Here is a 16,520-nt window from a genome sequence, read left to right on the forward strand (position 1 = left end):
AGCCCGTGTGCCGTGTGCCGTGTGCCGTGTGTCGTCAGAGCTTGCGCCAGCGCGCGTTCGCCCACGAGAAGAGGCCGAAGGCGGCGAGGCCGACGGCGATCAGCGCGAGCAGCCAGGGTCCGGCGGCGGTGTCGGCGAAGGAGCGCAGGGTGTTGTCGATGCCCTTGGCCTCGCCCGGTTTGTGGCGCAGCGCGGCCGCGATGGCGAAGCCGCCCGCGACGGCGAACACCACACCTCGCGTCGTGCCGCCCGCGATGCCGACGAGGTCGACGCCCCGCCGCACCTGCGGGGACATCTCGCCCAAGCGCAGCTTGTCGTGGAATTTCCGCAGCAGGGCCCGTCCGGCGATCCAGAGCCCCGCCACGATGACGCCCGCGCCCGCGGCGGCGACGATCCACTTCCCGCCCGGCCAGTCGAGCACCTTCGCCGTCGCGTCTTGCGTCTGCCGGTCGCTGGAGCCGCTGCCGCTGCCCTTGTCGCCCGCGGCGTAGGCGAGGATGGAGTACGCGACGAAGGTGTAGAAGAGGAAACGCGCGCCGGCCAGCGCCCGCTTGCGCGCGGTGTCGCCGTCCGGCCCCGCCTGGCCGAAGAAGACCTCGGAGAGCCGCCACAGAGCCATGCCCGCCAGGGCGATGCCGAGCAGCCACAGGAGTACGTTCCCGAACGGCTTCTCCGCGAGCTCCGCCAGGGCGCCGCCGCGGTCGGCCTGGCGGCCGCCGCCGCCGTCGGAGAAGGCGATGCGCAGGGCCAGCGCACCGACGAGGAGGTACAGCACGCCGCGCCCGATGAACCCGGCACGTGCCACCGCTGCTACGCCGCGCCCCTTGGCCGCCCGCCGTGCCTTGCTCTTGCCGCGTCTCGCGGCCGACGGGAGGCGCATGTCAGGGAGGCGAATGGAGGGAAGATGCATGCCGTCCGAATGCCCGCAGAGCCCCGCCTCATGCCTCGGACCGCATCAGCGGAACCCGCTGCGGGCGCCGGCCCGCGTGCAGGGGACCGGCGCCCCGGCCGGGATGGTGAAGACCCGGTCGAGGGAGGTGATGCGCAGCAGCCGCCGGTTGCGCGGGCTGCCGGGCACGAGCCACAAGGTGCCACGGTCGAGGATCACTTGGTTCCGGATGCGCACCAGCAGCCGCAGGCCGCCGGCGTCCATGAACGTCACTCCCCGAAGGTCCGCGACGACCCGCGGGCCGGCCCGGTCGAGGAGTGCCGTGACGCGGGGAGAGAGCTCCTGGTCGGCCCAGGCGTCCAGCTCGCCCCAAAACGCAAGGACATCAGTGCCGTTCACCACGCGGTGACGCAGGCCGAAGGTGAAGTCGGCGGTGCCCGTATCCCAGTCCAGCAGTGTCTCTTTCCCTTCACGGAGAGTAGTCGTACCGGCGATGGCGTGGGGTGCGATGACCGGCGCCGGACGCCACCGAGTCCTGGGCGGCACCGAGGTCACGAGTCAATCGTTCCCGCTCAGAGCCGTTCTTACCCTCATAGGACGATAGGATTAGCGGGCAGAGGAAACTGATGGAGCGTCAATTCGTTGATTACGCAGAGTAGTCGTGATGGTCGGCTCGCTTAAGGAGCCGCACGGAAGGCCCGGCGGTAGCCGCCCGGTGTCGTCCCAAGGGCCCGCAGGAAACGCCTGCGGAGATTGGTCGCCGAGGAGAGTCCGGCGCGCCGGGCCACCGCGTCGAGCGGGAGATCGGTGGACTCCAGCAACTCCCGCGCGGCGCCGACGCGCTGGCTGAGCAGCCACTGACCGGGGCTGACGCCCAGCTGGTCGGCGAAGCGGCGGGCCAGCGTGCGCACCGAGACGCCCGCGTGCGCGGCCAGCTCCTCGACGCCGACCGGCTCGGCCAGGCGCTCCGAGGCCCACGCGAGGAGCGGCGCCAGCGAACCGTCGAACTGCGCGGGGTGCGGGGGCGCCGCGTACTGCAGCTGCCCGCCCTCGCGATGGGGCGGCATCACCATGTTCCGCGCGACGTGCGCGGCGTACCGGGCGCCCTGGTCGGTGCGGACCAGGTGCAGACACAGGTCGATGCCCGCGCCGGCCCCCGCGCTGGTGGCCACGTCCCCGTGATCCACGTAGAGCACGTCGGGGTTGAGCCGGACGGCCGGGAAACGCGCGGCCAGTTCGTCCGCGAGGGCCCAGTGTGTGGTCGCGCGCCGGCCGTCGAGGAGCCCCGCGTGTGCCAGCGCGAAGGCGCCCGAGCAGATGCTGACCACCCGCGCCCCGCGGTCGTGCGCGTCTCGCAGCGCGCGCAGCACGGCGGGGGAGGGGGCCTCGGCGGTGGGCTGCCAGCCGGGGACGACCACGGTGTCGGCCCGTTCGAGCGCGTCCAGGCCTTCGGTCACGAGCATGTCGTACCCGGCGCGCGTGGCCACCGGGCCGGGGTGCTCGGCGCACACCCCGAACGAGTACCGCTTCGCGATCCCGCGCCGCTCGATGCCGAACACCTCGGCCGCACAGGCGAGTTCGAACGTCGACTGAGGAGCGTGCACGAGCGCGACGACATGATGCATGGCAGAAAAATACCTCGCCATGACTTTTCAGACTCTCGGCGGGACGGCGACGGCCGGGAAGGCTGGGGCCATGACGACAGAACAGCACACCGCGCCCGGCTACGTCTGGTCGGCGGTGCACGACGCCCCCACCCGCGAACTCTTCCCCGGCATCCGTCTGCGCCCCCTGTGGAAGGGCGACAACGGCGCGAGCGCCCAGGTGTTGGAGATGGACCCGCACTCCCGCTGGGAGGGCGTCGACGTGCACGAGCCGGGGCCCGAGGAGGTCTTCGTGGTCTCCGGGGTCTTCAACGACGGCGAACGCGACTACCCGGCGGGCTCGTTCATCCACGCACCCGCCGGCTCCTCGCACATACCGCAGACGACCACCGGCTGCACCCTCTTCGTCTTCTACCCGGAGGGGTAGCCCGGGTCGGCGAGGCCGCGGTCCCGCTCCACCGGTAGCCACAGCTCGGCGTCCGCCACGGACTTGTCGGGCGACAGCCGGGTGCGCAGGATCTCCGGGCCGGGGCGGCTGCGGTACGGGTTCGACGGAAACCACTCCATGAACACGTCCCGCCACAGGTGCTGGATGGCCTCCGGGGCGGGACCCGACACCGAGAACACCGCCCACGTCCCGGCCCGGACAGGCAGTACGGACGCGCCCTCGGGAGCGGCCGCGGAACTGATCACCCCGTGGTAGTAGTCGAGTTCGGTGCCCTCGGCGCGGCTCGGGTCCAGGTCGTCGCAGACGGCGAGGACGCCCGGCGGCTCGCCGTCCGACAGCTTCTCCAGGCGCTCCACGTCCGCCGCCGCGATCCCGCGGACGAAGTCGATGATCGCCTGGTTGGGACCCGAGTGCACCAGCGGCACGCGGGTCTTCGGGCCGACGACGGTGAAGGCCGGCTTGTCCGCCACGCGATAGCGGATGTCGCCGCCTCCTTCGATGGTGAGGCGGAAGGTCATCCGGGACTGGGAGCTGAGCGTGGCTCCCGTGCGCCGGGCCTCGCCGGGCCCGATGCCGTGCATGGCGCGGAACGCCCGGGCGAACGCCTCGCCCGAGCCATAGCCGTACCGCACCGCGATCTCCAGCAGCGTGTCCCGCCCCGCGAGCACCTCGGCGCCCGCGAGGGTGAGCCGCCGACGCCGGATGTACTCCGCCAACGGCATGCCCGCAAGCGCGGAGAACATCCGGCGCAGGTGGTACTCCGAAGTGGCCGCGATACGGGCCGCCTCCGCCACGTCGACGGTCTCGCCGAGGTGGCGCTCGACGTACTCCATGGCTTCGTTGAGCCGCTCCAGCACTCCCGGATCTCCTTCTTCCTGCCTGCGAATCGCCTGCGAAGTCCCGCGGTCAGCGCACGAGATCCGGGGGCAGCTCCACCCAGCGCCTGGGCAGGGTGTCGTCCACGGCGGGCCGGGCGTCGGCGACGCGGAGCCCGGCTGCCGCGCAGGCGTAGGCGAGATCGTGCGCGGCGTACGGGACACCGCGGCCCGACCGCCAGAACCGGAAGTGCCAGTGCGCGGCCGGCTCCGTCTCGTCCGGGGGCAGACCGATCTCCTCGTGCTCCACGAGACGGCCGTCCCTGGCCAGCGTGCCGTAGGTGCCGCCCTTGGGGTTGAAGTACAGACCATAGGCGGTCGTCCCCGCCGATATCGCGCGCAGCACGCCGTCGTCGCTCGGCATGTACCCCTCCTGCGTGAGGACACAGCCGCCGGGGTTGCCGGGCAGATCGGTCACTCCGACGAAGCGGAGGGAGGTGTCGTAGTCGTCCTCGTCGAACGGGGCGTGCTCCAGGGGGACTTCCGGGCAGCGCGCCGGGTCGGCGCCCAGCCGTCGGACGACCTCCGCGGCGTCCAGATCGCGGACGAAGGCGATACCGAGCCCTTCCGTATACAGCTGCGGATCGTCGAAGGCCTCGATGAGCGCGTCCGCGGCGCGGAAGGCGGCCAGCTCGTCGGGCGGCAGGGCCACCGCACCCGGCAGGGCGGCGACGAGCGGGGCGAGCGGCGTCGTCAACAGCAGCCGGCCCGGCGACCAGGGGCCGGTCTGCGGGGTCCAGACATCCGCGCCGGCCCGGATCAGCGCCCGGACACTGTCCTCGTCGCCGGTGCAGGCGGCGTGCCACAGCGCGGTGTGCCCCTCGTCGTCGGGTGCGTCGATCCGCTCGACGTGCGGCAGCAGCGCGGCCACGGACTCCGCGCCGCCCCGCTCCGCCGCCAGGTGCAGGGGAGTGGCACCCGACCAGACGACCGCGTCGGCCGACGCGCCGCCCTCAAGGCGGGCCCGGATCAGCGCGGCGTCGTCCCAGTCCTCGTAGCCCATGCGGTCCCAGTCGCCGCGCGGCACATACCGCTGCTCCGCCTCCTCCCGCTCGCGCAGCTCTCGGCGCTCGTGCGCGGACATCGGCCTGGCGAGGAAGTCGGGCGGCCCGCCCATCCGGACGACCATGAAGGACTCGGGACCCTTGGCCGACGGCGTCGGCAGGCCGGGCCACACCTCGACGGCGTGCGCGGCCGCGGCGCGCAGGGCGGCGGCGTCGACCGGCGTGCCCGTCTCCGGAATGTGCTCGTCCGGCCACTCCACCACCAGCCGAGTCTCGCCGGGCGGGGGCAGCTCCGGCAGATACAGGTCGACGCAGGTCCTGAACAAGGAGTCGCCCAGGCCACCGGGGTCCAGCGGGATCAGCCCGGTCGGCACGCTCCGCGACGCGTACGCCCGCAGCTCCGACGGGCCGACCACAGGCACGGTCTGCTGGGTCGTCGCGTCGAGCGAGGTCACCCGCCTGCCGTCGGCCAGCAGCAGCCCCACCCGCAGCCCGGACTGCCGGTGGCCCCCGCCGCCGGACCGGTGGACCGGCCGGTGCACGGCGAGGTGCAAGGTGACCGAATCCGGCCACACGGACCAGCCGGTCACCATCACCTTGGCCTCCGGCCCCTCACCGGCCACCGCGAGCTGCGGCACCGACGCCGGCTCGAACCAGTCGAGCGGCGGGCGGTCCCGGGCCGCGTCCTCCCCCGGAGGGCCCAGCCTGACCACCTCGCCCTTCGGCTCGGCCGGTTCGGCGGGCAGCACCAAGTCGTCGAAGAATCCCATGCCTTCATGCTGTCAGGAGGGTCTGACAACAGACGTCGCGCTCTTGTCGCGACTGCGCTCCGCGCAGTCGAGCAGCGTCGGAAGCGCCCGCTCCAGCAGGTCGACACCGTGCGCGTACGGCAGCCGCAGCCGGTCCCGGAAACCGTCCACGGCGGAAAACGCCGAACCCGGCACGACGGCCACGCCCCGGCGCCGCGCCAGCTGCGCGAGCGCCTCCGTGTCGACACCAGGCACCCGCACCCACAGGGCGGGGCCGCCGGCCGGCCGGTCCCACTCCCAGTGCGGGGCACGGGCGCGCAACAGCTTCTCCGCACCCGCGAGCCGGTCGCGCAGCACCGCGCGACGCGTCGCCCGCGCCAGCGGCAGCCCCGCCAGCAGCCGCACCGCCACCAGCTGGTCCACCACCGAACACGACAGGTCCACCGATGTCTTGATCTTCGCGAGCCGCGCCACGATGTGCGGCGACGACCGCACCCAGCCCACCCGCACCCCGCCCCAGAACAGCTTCGACAGCGTCCCCACCGTGATCGTGGACGCCATCGGGAGCCGGGCCGCAAGCGGCACGGGAGCCCCGTCGCCCGCCAGGCCGAGTTCCGCGCACGCGGTGTCCTCGACCGTGAACAGGTCACGCGCGCCGAGCGCCGACGCCCACTCCCGCAGCGCCGCGTCGTCCAGGCTGCGGCCCGTCGGATTGTGCACGGCCGGCTGGAGATAGACGAGCCGCGGCCGCACCGTCGCACCAAGCCGCCGCAGCGCCGCGGCGTCGGAGCCGTCACCGCCCGCCCCGGGACGGTCGCCGCCGACCGGGACGAGCCGCGCGCCGCGCGACCGCAGTGCCTCCAGAGCCCCGCGGTAGGTGGGGTTCTCCACCACGACGGTGTCGCCCGGGTCGACGAGGGCCTGCGCGACCAGCCACACGGCCTGCTGCGAACCCGAGGTGACGAGGATCTGCTCCGGTTCCGTGGGCACTCCCGCTTCGCGGTAGTACGCCGCGATGCCCTCGCGCAGCTCCGGCAGACCGTGCGGCAGATAGCCGTCGCCCTGCAGCATCGGGGCGAGGTCCGCGGCCGACAGCGCACCGACCGCGTCGCCCACCGCGCCGAGCCCGTCCAGCGCGCCGCTGGAGAGATCGGCCCCGCTCGTCCGCGCGTCGAAGCTCGCGAGCCGTCCTTCACCCGCGTGCCGCGCCAGCGAACCCGAGCCGCGCAGCCGCGAACCGCTGCCGCGCCGGCTCTCCAGCCAGCCGGCGTCCTCCAGGAGGCTGTACGCGGCGGTCACCGTGGAGCGGCTCACCCCCAGAACACCGGCCAGTTCACGCTGGGACGGCAGAGTCGTGCCGGGCGCCACGTCCGCCCGTTCGGCCAACTCCCGCAGGGCGTCCGCGAGTCGCCGCGGCAGCGGCCCCGCCCCCTCGGACGACCAACCGGTGAGCAGCCGTGACAATCGGGCCGTCGGGATCTTCGCCATGTCCTCATCTTCGCCTACCCGCAGGCCAATCCGGCCCCACTGGCCGTTGTCACCGACCAGGACCGGCCACAGGATCAGCACCACTGGGCACATGAAGGAGAGTGAAGGACATGGCGACCGTGGTCCTCGTCGGCACGCTGGACACCAAGGGCGAGGAGTACGCGTGGATGCGCGAACGGCTCCGCGAGTACGGCAGCGACGTCCTGCTGGTCGACGTCGGCGTACTCCCGCCGCCCGCCCAGACACCCACGCCCGACATAGCGGCCGAGACGGTGGCGCGCGCCGCCGGGCACGAACTCGCCGGGCTGCGGAGCGCGGGCGACCGCGGTGCGGCGGTCGCCGCCATGGCCGAAGGACTGACCCGGGTCGTCCTGGACCTGTACCGGCAGGGCAGGCTCCACGCGGTGCTCGCGGCGGGTGGCAGCGGCGGCTCGGCCATCGCCGCGCAGGCCATGCGGGCCCTGCCCATCGGCGTGCCGAAGGTACTGGTCAGCACCATGGCGGGCGGTGACGTGGCACCGTACGTCGACAGCAGCGACCTCACGATGATGTACAGCGTCGTCGACGTCTCCGGCATCAACTCCGTCTCGCGCCACGTCCTCGGCAACGCGGCGGCCGCCGCGGCCGGCATGGCGCGCCGGCAGGAGCGCAACCTGGAGGAGCTGGCGGGCCCCCGGCGCAAGGTCGTCGCCGCCACCATGTTCGGCGTGACGACACCCGCCGTCGACGCGGCCCGCGCCCGGCTCGCCGAACTCGGCTACGAGGTCCTGGTGTTCCACGCCACGGGCGCGGGCGGCCGCGCGGTGGAGAAGCTCGCGGCCGACGGCCTGCTGGACGGCGTGCTCGACCTGACCACCACCGAACTCGCCGACGAACTCGTCGGGGGAGTGCTCAGCGCGGGCCCCGACCGGCTCACCGCGGCGGGCGCCGCGGCCATCCCCCAGGTCGTCGCGCCCGGCGCCCTCGACATGGTCAACTTCGGCCCCGAGGCGAGCATCCCGGAACGCTTCGCCGGACGGCGGTTCCTTGTCCACAACCCGACGGTCACGCTGATGCGGACGACCGCCCGGGAGATGGCCGCCCTGGGTGCCATGCTCGGCCACAAGCTCGCCGCGGCCCGCGGGCCCGCCGAAGTCTTCTGGCCCCTGCGCGGACTCTCGGCCGTGGACATGACGGACGCCCCCTTCGCCGACCCGGTGGCCGACATGACGGGCCTCGACGCCCTGCGCGCCACCGTGTGCGGCAGCGGTGTACGCCTGCACGAGGTCGACGCCCACATCAACGACGCGTCCTTCGCGGTCGCGATGGCCGACCGCCTGCACCAGCTGATCGGCGCACGCGCCGCCGTACCGGCCGGCCGCTGACCTCACCCTTTCCAGGAGCACCCCATGAACCGCAAGGAAGCACTGGCCCGCCTGCACGCGCAGATCGCCGACGGCCGGCCCGTCATCGGAGCGGGCGCCGGCACCGGCCTGTCCGCCAAGTGCGCGGAGGAGGGCGGCGTCGACCTGCTCATCATCTACAACTCCGGCCGCTACCGGATGGCGGGCCGCGGCTCCCTGGCCGGGCTCCTGCCGTACGGCGACGCGAACGAGATCGTCGTCGACATGGCGCGCGAGGTCCTGCCCGTCGTCCGGGACACCCCGGTCCTCGCGGGCGTGTGCGGCACGGACCCCTTCCGCCGCATGGACCTCTTCCTCGACCAGCTCAAGGCCATGGGCTTCACCGGCGTGCAGAACTTCCCCACGGTCGGCCTGTACGACGGCACGTTCCGCGTCAACCTCGAAGAGACCGGCATGGGATACGGCCTGGAGATCGACATGGTCCGCGCCGCCCACGAGCGCGACCTGCTCACCGCGCCCTACGTCTTCGACCCGGAGCAGGCCGCGGAGATGGCGAGGGCGGGCGCCGACGTCCTCGTCCCGCACGTCGGCCTGACCACGAAGGGCTCCATCGGCGCGGGCACCGCGATGACGCTCGACCAGGCGGCCGCCGCCGTCCAGGAGATGCACGACGCCGCCAAGCGCGTGAACCCCGACGCCCTCGTGCTCTGCCACGGCGGCCCCATCGCCGAGCCCGAGGACGCGCGGTACGTCCTCGAGCACACCACCGGCATCGTCGGCTTCTTCGGTGCCTCGTCGATCGAACGGCTGCCCACGGAGCGGGCCGTCGTCGAGCAGACGCGGGCGTTCAAGTCCCTGAGGCCGTGAACACCGCGCTCACCGCTGGGGCGCCCCCGCCGCCTTCACCAGAGGCGGGCGCCCCGTCGGGCCAGGTAGCGGTAGGGGCTGATGTCCGAGCCGTAGTGGCGCCGGGCCCGGATCTCCAGGTGGAGGTGGGGTCCCGTGGCACGGCCCGTGCTGCCGCTGCTCCCGAGCCGTGTACCGGCGCGGACCCGGGCACCCTTGCGCACCCGGATGCGGGAGAGGTGGGCGTACAGCGCGTAGTGCCCGTCCGGCATCCGGACGGTGACGGCGTTGCCGTACGACCCCGACCAGCGGGCCAGCACCACCACCCCGGCGCCCACCGCGTACACGGGGGTGCCCCGCGGCACCGCGAGGTCGACCCCGGTGTGGTGACCGGCGAGCCAGTTGCCACGCTTCCCGTACCGGGTGGTGACCCGGTAGCGGCGGCGCAGCGGGAGGGTGAACCGGCGGCGGGGACCGGCCTCGGCGAGACCTCGTTCGTCGTCCTCCGGGAACTCCGCGTCGGCCGCGGCGAGGGCCTCCTCGAACTCGGCGTCGTAGGTGGCCGGGCAGGAGCCGTCGGGCTCCAGTCCGGCCCGTGGCGCGGCCGCCCCCGCGGAGAGGGCGCCGCCTGCCAACAGCACCGCGGCCATGCCCAGTGCGTCACGTCGTGTGGTGCCCGCTTCACGCGGGCTGTCTATGTCGTAACCCATTGCAGAAAGGAGACCGTCCGTGGCGGGAGAGCGCACGTCGGCTGCGCCATCCGGGGGAAACCCCCATAACCGACCGGACTGGTGGTCAGTACGAACAGATATTGGACGCCCTCCGAACACCGGTACGACAATTTCAGCGCGCATCAAGGGGGTTGTGCTTCGCATGACGACGTCAACACAGTCCACGCCACCGGCAAGGCACTTGCTGGAATCGGGGTGGAACGCCTCGGTGAACGGCAGCGCGGCGCCCGGGACATGGGGCAGAGCGCCGTCGTCGGCCCCGGGGCCTTCCTGACGGGGGCACTTCGCGGGCGGCCGCGGAAAGGATCGGATGCACTCCATGGACGCGGCGGACACCACGGCGATACTCGACCGGGCGCGCGGGACAGCCGAAGTGCTCTCCCGCGGCTCGGCCGAGGTCGACCGCGGCCTGCTCGCCCCGCACCGCGGCTACCGGCTGATCCGGGAGGCCGGCCTTCTGACGCTCCTCGTCCCCCGGGAGTTCGGCGGCGAGGGACTGTCGTTCCTGGACTACACCAAGGTCCTGGAGACGCTGGCCACCGGTGACGGGGCGGTCGCCCTCGGCTTCAACGCGCACAATGTGGCCATCGGCTCGCTGTGCGATACGGGCGGGTCCCCGCTCCCCGCCGCAGCCGACCGCTTCCGCACCTGGCTCTTCGCCGAAGTCGTCGAGCACGGCCGGATGTTCGCCTCCGCCACGACGGAGACGGGAACCGGCGCCGGACTCCACCACATCCGCGCCACCTACCGCGACACGGGTGACGGCTACATCCTGAAAGGCACCAAGTCCTGTGTGCCCCTCGCCGGTATCGCCGACCATTACGTGGTCGCGGCCCGCGAAGAAGGCGCCGCGATAGCCGATGAGGTGTCGCATTTCGTGGTGTCCAAAGACGATCCCGGCGTCTCCTTCACCACCGCCGGGGACGCCACCGGAAACGCCGCCGCACCGCGCGGCACGCGGACCGCGACCCTGACGATGAGCGAAGTGGCCGTCCGCAGGCAGCGGTTGTTCCTCGGCGAGGAAGGGCTCTCCCTCTTCAGGCTGGTCAGGGAACCGCACTGGACGGTGTCCGGCTGCCTGGGCGCGTATCTGGGCATCGCGGAGTCCATCCTCAGGCTCACCGTCCGTTTCCTCCGGCCCAGGAGCACCGCCGCTCCTCGCCCACCCTCCAGGCGGACGTCGGCCGGCTCGCCGTCGACCTCGAGGCCGCCCGGGCGCTGGTCTACTCCGCCGCCCGGCTGGTCGACGAGGAGAAGGGCAGCCCGGAGGCCCACACGGCGGTGCACGCGGCGAAGTACTGCATGACCGAACTCGCTCCCCGGCTCGCCCTGGGCGCCGTCCGGATCTGCGGTGCCGATGCGCTGGCCGGCCCGGGGCCCATGGAGCGGCTGCTGCGCGAAGCGACCTTCTGCTCGGTGCTGCCCGCCGGGCCCGAGGCGTGCCTGGAGTACGTGGGCAAGTCGACGCTGGGCTTCAACATGCTCGACACCCGGACGTTCGACTGGTAGGCGGTGTCAGGCGTCGGCGGTGTCTGGACGGGGTCAGGCGTCGGCGGTGTCCCGGCACTCCACATGGCCCCAGCCGTGCGCGTTCTTGGCGATCTTCTCTCCGGCGGCGTACGGCTTCTGGCAGTGGCAGCGCCCGGGGTACTTGGCCTTGATGACGGCGCTCGATGCCGACTTCTTCGCGCGGGTGGCGGTCTTCTTCGGCGTGCGGTCCGCGGGGGCGGCGGTCATGCGGTCGGGGCGCGGTTCGGGGATCTCGCGGGTGCCGTGGGCGGTGCCGGCGGGCTGCTGGGTCGTCGCGGCGTCGCTGGCCGCGACGTCGGCGATCGCGTTGAGGTGGTCACCGCCCACCTGGTGGGCGGCCACGTGCCGGAACGTCACCGCGCGGCCCTGCAGCAGCGCGTCGATGCGGACGACGAGGTCCTTGTTGGCGACCGGCTTCTTCGCCGCGGTCTGCCATCCGTTGCGCTTCCAGGACGCGATCCACTTGGTGACCGCGTTCATCGCGTACTGACTGTCCATCCGCACTTCGAGCGGCCGTGCCGGGTCGGTGGCCTCCAACAGCTCGGCCAGTGCGGTCAGCTCGGCCACGTTGTTCGTGGCGTGGCCGAGCGGCCCCGCCTCCCAGCGCTGCGGGCGGCCCTCGGCGTCGGCGACCACCCAGGCCCAGGCGGCGGGCCCGGGATTCTTCTTCGCCGCTCCGTCGCAGGCGGCAATGATCAAGTCAGACATCCCCCGATGATTTCATCGAAGCGCTGCGCGAGTCCCCCCGGGCCCCGTGTCGGCATCATCCGACTTCGCGCGCTTCGGCCCGAATTGGGAGCGACCGCCCGAACCGCACCCCCCTGTGCCACAGCAGGTGAAGCCCGAAGGGCGCGGCGGGCGGGAGATGCGGATACGGTGCTGACGTGATGATCGAGAGGGAGGGGCCCATGCCCGGAACCGTGTTGCTCGTCGCGGCTGCCCCGGTGGGCAAGGGGCGCCTGGTGGACGCGGCCTCCGTACTTCCCGTCCTCGCGGCGGTGCCCCCGGAGATCCTCGCAGGTACGCCGACCGCGAGCATCGTGGAACTGGCGGACCCGCTGGACCCGCAGACGGTACTGACCCGGCTGCGGGCGGCCGCCATGGCGCCGGGACCGCTGACGGTCTGCCTCATCGGGCAGGTCCATCTCGACCGGCGCCAGCGGCAGTTGCACCTCGCGCTCGCCAGGACCACCACGGCGACGGTCCGCTACACCGGGTTCCCCTGGCACTGGATCGCCCAGGAGCTGCGGCTGCGTCCGGTGGGCAGCACCACCGTCCTCGCCGACCTGCACACCGACCCGGAGAGCTGGCAGGCCCTCACCGAGCAGCCCCTCGACGCGGGACCAGGCGTCGCGTTCTACGGCCGCGTCGCGCCGCCCGCCAAACGCCGCACGCCCGCGACCCCCGCGTACATGAAGGCCCTCGCGACGGTCCTCCGCAGCGGCCACCGTCCCCCGCTGTACCAGCTGCACCAGCAGGCCGCCCTGAGCCTCGGTGAGAACGCCCCGGACCTGCTGCCGGTCCACGACCCCGGCACGCCGCCCCCCGCCTCACCCGCGCCACCGCCTCCGACGCCCGCCGACACCTCGATGGACCCGCACGCGGCGATCACCGCGGCCGTCCAGGCGGGCCGGCACGGCGAGGCGGCGGCCCTGGCGGCGTCCTGGGAACAGAGCGCGCTGCGCATGCACGGGCCGGGCTCGAAGGAGACCATCCACTGGATGGAGGTACGGGCGGACCTGGCGCGGTTCGCCGGGGACCCGGCGCGCAGCTGCGAGACCTGGCTCGCGGTGGCGTCGGCCCGCCTCGCGGCGGGGCAGGCCGCGGACTCCCCCGAGGTGGAGGCGGCGGCAGACCGCGCCCACCACCTCTGGGACCGTGTACGGGACCCCGAGGCCGTCCGCGCGCTGGGCCCCGGCCTGGTCGCCCTGCGCCGCCGGGTGCCCGGCCGCCAGCGCGGCACGCTGCAGCTCGCGCAACGGCGGCTTGAGCAGTTCCACACGCAGCAGGTCGGCTGACCGCACGCCGGCCGACTGCATGTCGGCCGGCCTGCCCGGACGGCTCGGAGCCCCTCGGCCTCAGCGTGCCGTGCCGAACGCCTGCGTCCACCACGGGCCGCCGGACGCGTTGTGGATGCCCACGCCCAGCTCCTTGAAGTCGCAGTTGAGGATGTTGGCGCGGTGGCCGGGGCTGTTCATCCACGAGTCCATGACCGATGCCGGGGTCCGCTGCCCGCGGGCGATGTTCTCGCCGTACGTGCTCCAGCGGTAGCCGGCCGCGCTGATGCGGTCGCCGGGGTCCGTGCCGTCGGGGCTCTGGTGGTCGAAGTAGTCGCGGGCCGCCATGTCGGCCGAGTGCTTGGCCGCCGCCGTGGCGAGCTTGCCGTTGGACCGGACCGGGCCGCAGCCCGCCTTGGCCCGCTCCGTGTTCACGAGGGCGACGACCTGCTCGGCGGTGCCGCTCGGCTTCGGCGGCGCCGGGTCCGGCGCCTCGGGCTTGGGCGTGGGCTTCGGCTTGGCCGCGGTGCGGCTCGGGGTGGGCTCGGCCTTCTTTTTCTTCTTCGTCTTACTCGGGGACGGCTTGGCGCTGGGGGACGCCGACCGCTTGGGGGAGGCCGAGGGGGACGCGCTCTTCGAGGCCGAGGCCGAGGGAGCGGTGGGTGAGGCGGGGGCGGCGGCGGTGGCCGGTGCGCTCTCGTCCGTTTCCGGTCCGGTGAGCAGGTGCACCGCGGTGCCGCCGATGCCGAGCGCGACGACCGCGGCGGCGGCCATGCCCGTCGTACGACGCCGTCGTCTGGCACGGTCACGGCGGGCCCGCGTCCGGGCGGAGACCGGGGCGCCCGCGTCGTGGCCGGCCACGGCGGAGGCGGAGCCGACCTCGACGAGGTCCGGCGCCACGACCAGGCCCCCGAGCGCGGCGCCCACCGGGACGAGGCCGAGCCCCACCAGCAGGCCCTCCGCGGGCACGAGGTCGGACCAGTGGCCCGCACAGGCGGAGCAGTCGCGGGCATGGCGGGCAAGACGCTTGCGCCACAGCGCCGACGGCACCCCGTCCCAGCCGGCGGTGATCTGCCGCAGTCCCGCACAGGGAGGGGTGGCCGACAGGGCGCGGACGACGACGCGGGCCGTCTCGAGCTGGGCCTTCATGCGCTGCACCCGTACCGCCGTATGCTGCGGCGACAGCTCCAGCGCCCCCGCGACCTCCGCCCGGGTGAGCTCGCCCGCGGACTCCAGCCACCACAGCGACAGCAGGGCACGGTCGTCCTCGTCCAGCCAGCGGGTGGCCTCGGCGGTCTCCCGCCGCTGCCCGGAGAGTCCGAGCCGGGTGATGGTGAGATCCACGAAGTCCGCGCCCGGGTCCACGACGTCGTACGCGTCCGCGAGGCCACTGCCGGCGGGTATCGCACCGGAGGCGCGCTCGCGCCAGTGGCCGCGTATCTGGTTCATGGCGATGGCCACGAGCCAGCTGCGGAAGTTCTCCGGGTCGCGCAGACCGTCCAGGCCGCCGAGGACCCGGAGCATGGTCTCCTGCACCACGTCGTCCACGTCGGCGTGGCCGTTCAGGGCCCGCCCGACGATGTTGTAGACCAGCGGCAGATACTCCGCCACCAGCGCGTCCTGCGCCTGCTGGTTCCCGTCCCGCGCTGCCCTGATCATCGTGACTTGGCGTTCGCTGCTCACGCTGTGTCCGCTCTCTGTGTGGGGGGCTGACTCCTCCGACACAGGGGAGACGCCCAGCGCCCACCTCGATAACAGAAATCACTCGGGTGGGATTTCGTGGTGGGGGTCACGATGCCAGGCCCGGTGCCTTGGTGCGCCGGTGCCTCGGGTCAGGAGCCGGCCGACACCGGTGACTCCGTCCTGTCCGCCACCGACTCCCGCGTCGCGGAATCCGGGATGGGGCGGTCCTGGCGCAGCGCGTTCCAGACCTGGTGCGACGCCTTGTCCAGCGGCAGGACCCGGCCCGCGTCCCGGGCGTCGTAGGTCACGGGCATGGTCACCATGTCGGTGCGGTCGGGGCTGATGCCCTTCAGCTCCTTGGCCAGGCCGAGCAGCTTGTCCGCGGAGGCCAGGTCGGAGTCGGCGCTGATGGTCTTCGTCGCGGTGTCCGCCAGGTCGTAGGACTTGGCGGGGTCGCTGAGCGGGTCGACGGTGTCGGCGCGGTGGATCAGGGCCTTGACGAACGCCTGCTGGAGCTGGATGCGGCCCAGGTCGCTGCCGTCGCCCACGCCGTGCCGGGTGCGGACCAGCGCCAGCGCCTCCTCGCCCTTCAGCGTGTGCTTGCCTGCGGTCAGCGAGAGACCGCTGTTGTGGTCCTTGATGGCCTTGCGGGTGGTGATGTCGACACCGCCGAGCTCGTCGATGAGCTTCCGGAACCCCTTGAAGTCGACTTCGAGGTAGTGGTTCATGCGCAGGCCCGACATCTTCTCGACCGTCTTCACCGTGCAGGCGGGGCCGCCCACCTGGTAGGACGAGTTGAACATGGCCTGCTGGGCGCCGGCCGCGCCGCCGCCGTGGGGCTGCGCGCACTGCGGCCGCTCGACCATGGTGTCGCGCGGAATGCTGACGACCGAGGCCTTCTCGTGGGTCTTGTCGACGTGCAGGACCATCGCCGTGTCGGCCCGTGCACCGCTCACCCCGCTGCCGTACCGGCCGTGGGTACCGGCGCGCGAGTCGGATCCGAGCAGGAGGATGTTCATCGACCCGTCGCGCTGCTCGGCGGGCCTGTCGTGGCCGAGGGCGGCGTTCACGTCGGTGCCCTGGATGTTGCCGTTGAGGTGCTGCCAGGCGTAGGCCACGCCCCCGCCGCCGATCAGGACCGCGCCCAGGGCGCCCCACGCGGTGTACCGCAGGGCCTTCTTCCGGGGCCGGCGCCGCGAGCCGCGTACCCGTGCGGGCCCGTGGCCGGGCGCCGCGGGGCCGCCGGCCGTGTGCGCCGGGTGGTCGTTCCCGCTCTCGTGCGGCATGCGCTGCCTCTCTTCGCGAACCGAGGACTCAGTGGGCCTGAACCGGG

General features: G+C 73.2%; 15 protein-coding genes and 1 pseudogene. 6 read left to right on the forward strand and 10 right to left on the reverse strand.

Going from position 1 to position 16,520, the window contains the following annotated elements; all coding sequences use genetic code 11:
• Positions 1-34: 34 nt before the first annotated feature.
• From ACZ7LU_RS21030 to ACZ7LU_RS21040, 3 genes are all read right to left on the reverse strand, one after another.
• Positions 35-880, reverse strand: a complete 846-nt coding sequence (locus ACZ7LU_RS21030) for a DUF1206 domain-containing protein (RefSeq protein ID WP_468088707.1) — start codon at positions 878-880, stop codon at positions 35-37.
• Positions 881-955: 75 nt separating this feature from the next.
• On the reverse strand, positions 956-1,444 hold the full coding sequence (locus tag ACZ7LU_RS21035; protein ID WP_468088705.1) for an STAS domain-containing protein: 489 nt from the start codon (positions 1,442-1,444) through the stop codon (positions 956-958).
• A 122-nt stretch (positions 1,445-1,566) separates the two neighbouring features.
• Positions 1,567-2,514 carry a helix-turn-helix domain-containing protein gene (locus tag ACZ7LU_RS21040; RefSeq protein ID WP_471917571.1) on the reverse strand — a complete coding sequence of 316 codons (948 nt, stop codon included), beginning with the start codon at positions 2,512-2,514 and terminating at the stop codon, positions 1,567-1,569.
• Positions 2,515-2,584: 70 nt separating this feature from the next.
• Between ACZ7LU_RS21040 and ACZ7LU_RS21045 the strand changes: the two genes are divergently transcribed.
• Entirely contained in the window at positions 2,585-2,920 is a 336-nt protein-coding gene (locus tag ACZ7LU_RS21045; RefSeq protein ID WP_471917572.1) for a cupin domain-containing protein, read from the forward strand.
• Here ACZ7LU_RS21045 and ACZ7LU_RS21050 read toward each other — a convergent pair.
• The 3 genes from ACZ7LU_RS21050 to ACZ7LU_RS21060 are packed head-to-tail and all read right to left on the reverse strand — an operon-like array spanning position 2,905 to position 7,057.
• Positions 2,905-3,798, reverse strand: a complete 894-nt coding sequence (locus ACZ7LU_RS21050; protein WP_471917573.1) for an AraC family transcriptional regulator — start codon at positions 3,796-3,798, stop codon at positions 2,905-2,907. The genes ACZ7LU_RS21045 and ACZ7LU_RS21050 overlap by 16 nt on opposite strands.
• 49 nt (positions 3,799-3,847) lie before the next feature.
• Complete coding sequence (locus ACZ7LU_RS21055; RefSeq protein ID WP_471917574.1) at positions 3,848-5,590, reverse strand: ankyrin repeat domain-containing protein; 1,743 nt, start codon at positions 5,588-5,590, stop codon at positions 3,848-3,850.
• 12 nt (positions 5,591-5,602) lie between these two features.
• Complete coding sequence (locus ACZ7LU_RS21060) at positions 5,603-7,057, reverse strand: aminotransferase-like domain-containing protein (protein ID WP_468308286.1); 1,455 nt, start codon at positions 7,055-7,057, stop codon at positions 5,603-5,605.
• A 110-nt stretch (positions 7,058-7,167) separates the two neighbouring features.
• Here ACZ7LU_RS21060 and ACZ7LU_RS21065 point away from each other — a divergent pair, with 110 nt between their 5' ends.
• Together ACZ7LU_RS21065 and ACZ7LU_RS21070 are read left to right on the forward strand one after the other, a co-directional pair.
• On the forward strand, positions 7,168-8,421 hold the full coding sequence (locus ACZ7LU_RS21065; protein ID WP_398306533.1) for a Tm-1-like ATP-binding domain-containing protein: 1,254 nt from the start codon (positions 7,168-7,170) through the stop codon (positions 8,419-8,421).
• A gap of 24 nt (positions 8,422-8,445) precedes the next feature.
• The gene (locus ACZ7LU_RS21070; protein ID WP_398306531.1) at positions 8,446-9,267 is read left to right on the forward strand and encodes a phosphoenolpyruvate hydrolase family protein; all 822 of its coding nucleotides are present in this window, start codon (positions 8,446-8,448) and stop codon (positions 9,265-9,267) included.
• Between the two features lie 35 nt (positions 9,268-9,302).
• Here ACZ7LU_RS21070 and ACZ7LU_RS21075 read toward each other — a convergent pair whose 3' ends face one another.
• Positions 9,303-9,956 carry a M23 family metallopeptidase gene (locus ACZ7LU_RS21075; protein WP_471917575.1) on the reverse strand — a complete coding sequence of 218 codons (654 nt, stop codon included), beginning with the start codon at positions 9,954-9,956 and terminating at the stop codon, positions 9,303-9,305.
• 340 nt (positions 9,957-10,296) lie between these two features.
• Between ACZ7LU_RS21075 and ACZ7LU_RS21080 the strand changes: the two are divergent.
• A pseudogene (locus tag ACZ7LU_RS21080) lies at positions 10,297-10,866 on the forward strand (acyl-CoA dehydrogenase family protein); the annotation flags it as partial.
• Between the two features lie 185 nt (positions 10,867-11,051).
• Positions 11,052-11,486, forward strand: coding sequence for an acyl-CoA dehydrogenase family protein (locus ACZ7LU_RS21085; RefSeq protein ID WP_471917778.1), 435 nt, complete (start codon positions 11,052-11,054; stop codon positions 11,484-11,486).
• A gap of 33 nt (positions 11,487-11,519) precedes the next feature.
• On the opposite strand, the gene ACZ7LU_RS21090 is transcribed toward ACZ7LU_RS21085, so the two are convergent.
• The gene (locus tag ACZ7LU_RS21090; protein WP_471917576.1) at positions 11,520-12,215 is read right to left on the reverse strand and encodes a ribonuclease H family protein; all 696 of its coding nucleotides are present in this window, start codon (positions 12,213-12,215) and stop codon (positions 11,520-11,522) included.
• Positions 12,216-12,415: 200 nt separating this feature from the next.
• Here ACZ7LU_RS21090 and ACZ7LU_RS21095 point away from each other — a divergent pair, with 200 nt between their 5' ends.
• Positions 12,416-13,525 carry a hypothetical protein gene (locus tag ACZ7LU_RS21095; protein WP_471917577.1) on the forward strand — a complete coding sequence of 370 codons (1,110 nt, stop codon included), beginning with the start codon at positions 12,416-12,418 and terminating at the stop codon, positions 13,523-13,525.
• A 60-nt stretch (positions 13,526-13,585) separates the two neighbouring features.
• Here ACZ7LU_RS21095 and ACZ7LU_RS21100 read toward each other — a convergent pair whose 3' ends face one another.
• Positions 13,586-15,187: a sigma-70 family RNA polymerase sigma factor gene (locus ACZ7LU_RS21100; protein ID WP_471917578.1), complete on the reverse strand. Its 1,602-nt coding sequence runs from the start codon at positions 15,185-15,187 to the stop codon at positions 13,586-13,588.
• Between the two features lie 149 nt (positions 15,188-15,336).
• Positions 15,337-16,473 carry an LCP family protein gene (locus ACZ7LU_RS21105; RefSeq protein WP_471917579.1) on the reverse strand — a complete coding sequence of 379 codons (1,137 nt, stop codon included), beginning with the start codon at positions 16,471-16,473 and terminating at the stop codon, positions 15,337-15,339.
• Positions 16,474-16,520: the final 47 nt, after the last annotated feature.

It is taken from the genome of Streptomyces sp. NPDC039462 (assembly GCF_055639375.1).

Bases quoted from the DNA above. Each gene is read 5' to 3' on its own strand.
- ACZ7LU_RS21040 (WP_471917571.1), bottom strand. From the start codon at position 2,514: ATGCATCATGTCGTCGCGCTCGTGCACGCTCCTCAGTCGACGTTCGAA.
- ACZ7LU_RS21090 (WP_471917576.1), bottom strand. From the start codon at position 12,215: ATGTCTGACTTGATCATTGCCGCCTGCGACGGAGCGGCGAAGAAGAAT.
- ACZ7LU_RS21060 (WP_468308286.1), bottom strand. From the start codon at position 7,057: ATGGCGAAGATCCCGACGGCCCGATTGTCACGGCTGCTCACCGGTTGG.
- ACZ7LU_RS21045 (WP_471917572.1), top strand. From the start codon at position 2,585: ATGACGACAGAACAGCACACCGCGCCCGGCTACGTCTGGTCGGCGGTG.
- ACZ7LU_RS21070 (WP_398306531.1), top strand. From the start codon at position 8,446: ATGAACCGCAAGGAAGCACTGGCCCGCCTGCACGCGCAGATCGCCGAC.
- ACZ7LU_RS21095 (WP_471917577.1), top strand. From the start codon at position 12,416: ATGCCCGGAACCGTGTTGCTCGTCGCGGCTGCCCCGGTGGGCAAGGGG.
- ACZ7LU_RS21065 (WP_398306533.1), top strand. From the start codon at position 7,168: ATGGCGACCGTGGTCCTCGTCGGCACGCTGGACACCAAGGGCGAGGAG.
- ACZ7LU_RS21075 (WP_471917575.1), bottom strand. From the start codon at position 9,956: ATGGGTTACGACATAGACAGCCCGCGTGAAGCGGGCACCACACGACGT.
- ACZ7LU_RS21030 (WP_468088707.1), bottom strand. From the start codon at position 880: ATGCGCCTCCCGTCGGCCGCGAGACGCGGCAAGAGCAAGGCACGGCGG.
- ACZ7LU_RS21105 (WP_471917579.1), bottom strand. From the start codon at position 16,473: ATGCCGCACGAGAGCGGGAACGACCACCCGGCGCACACGGCCGGCGGC.
- ACZ7LU_RS21055 (WP_471917574.1), bottom strand. From the start codon at position 5,590: ATGGGATTCTTCGACGACTTGGTGCTGCCCGCCGAACCGGCCGAGCCG.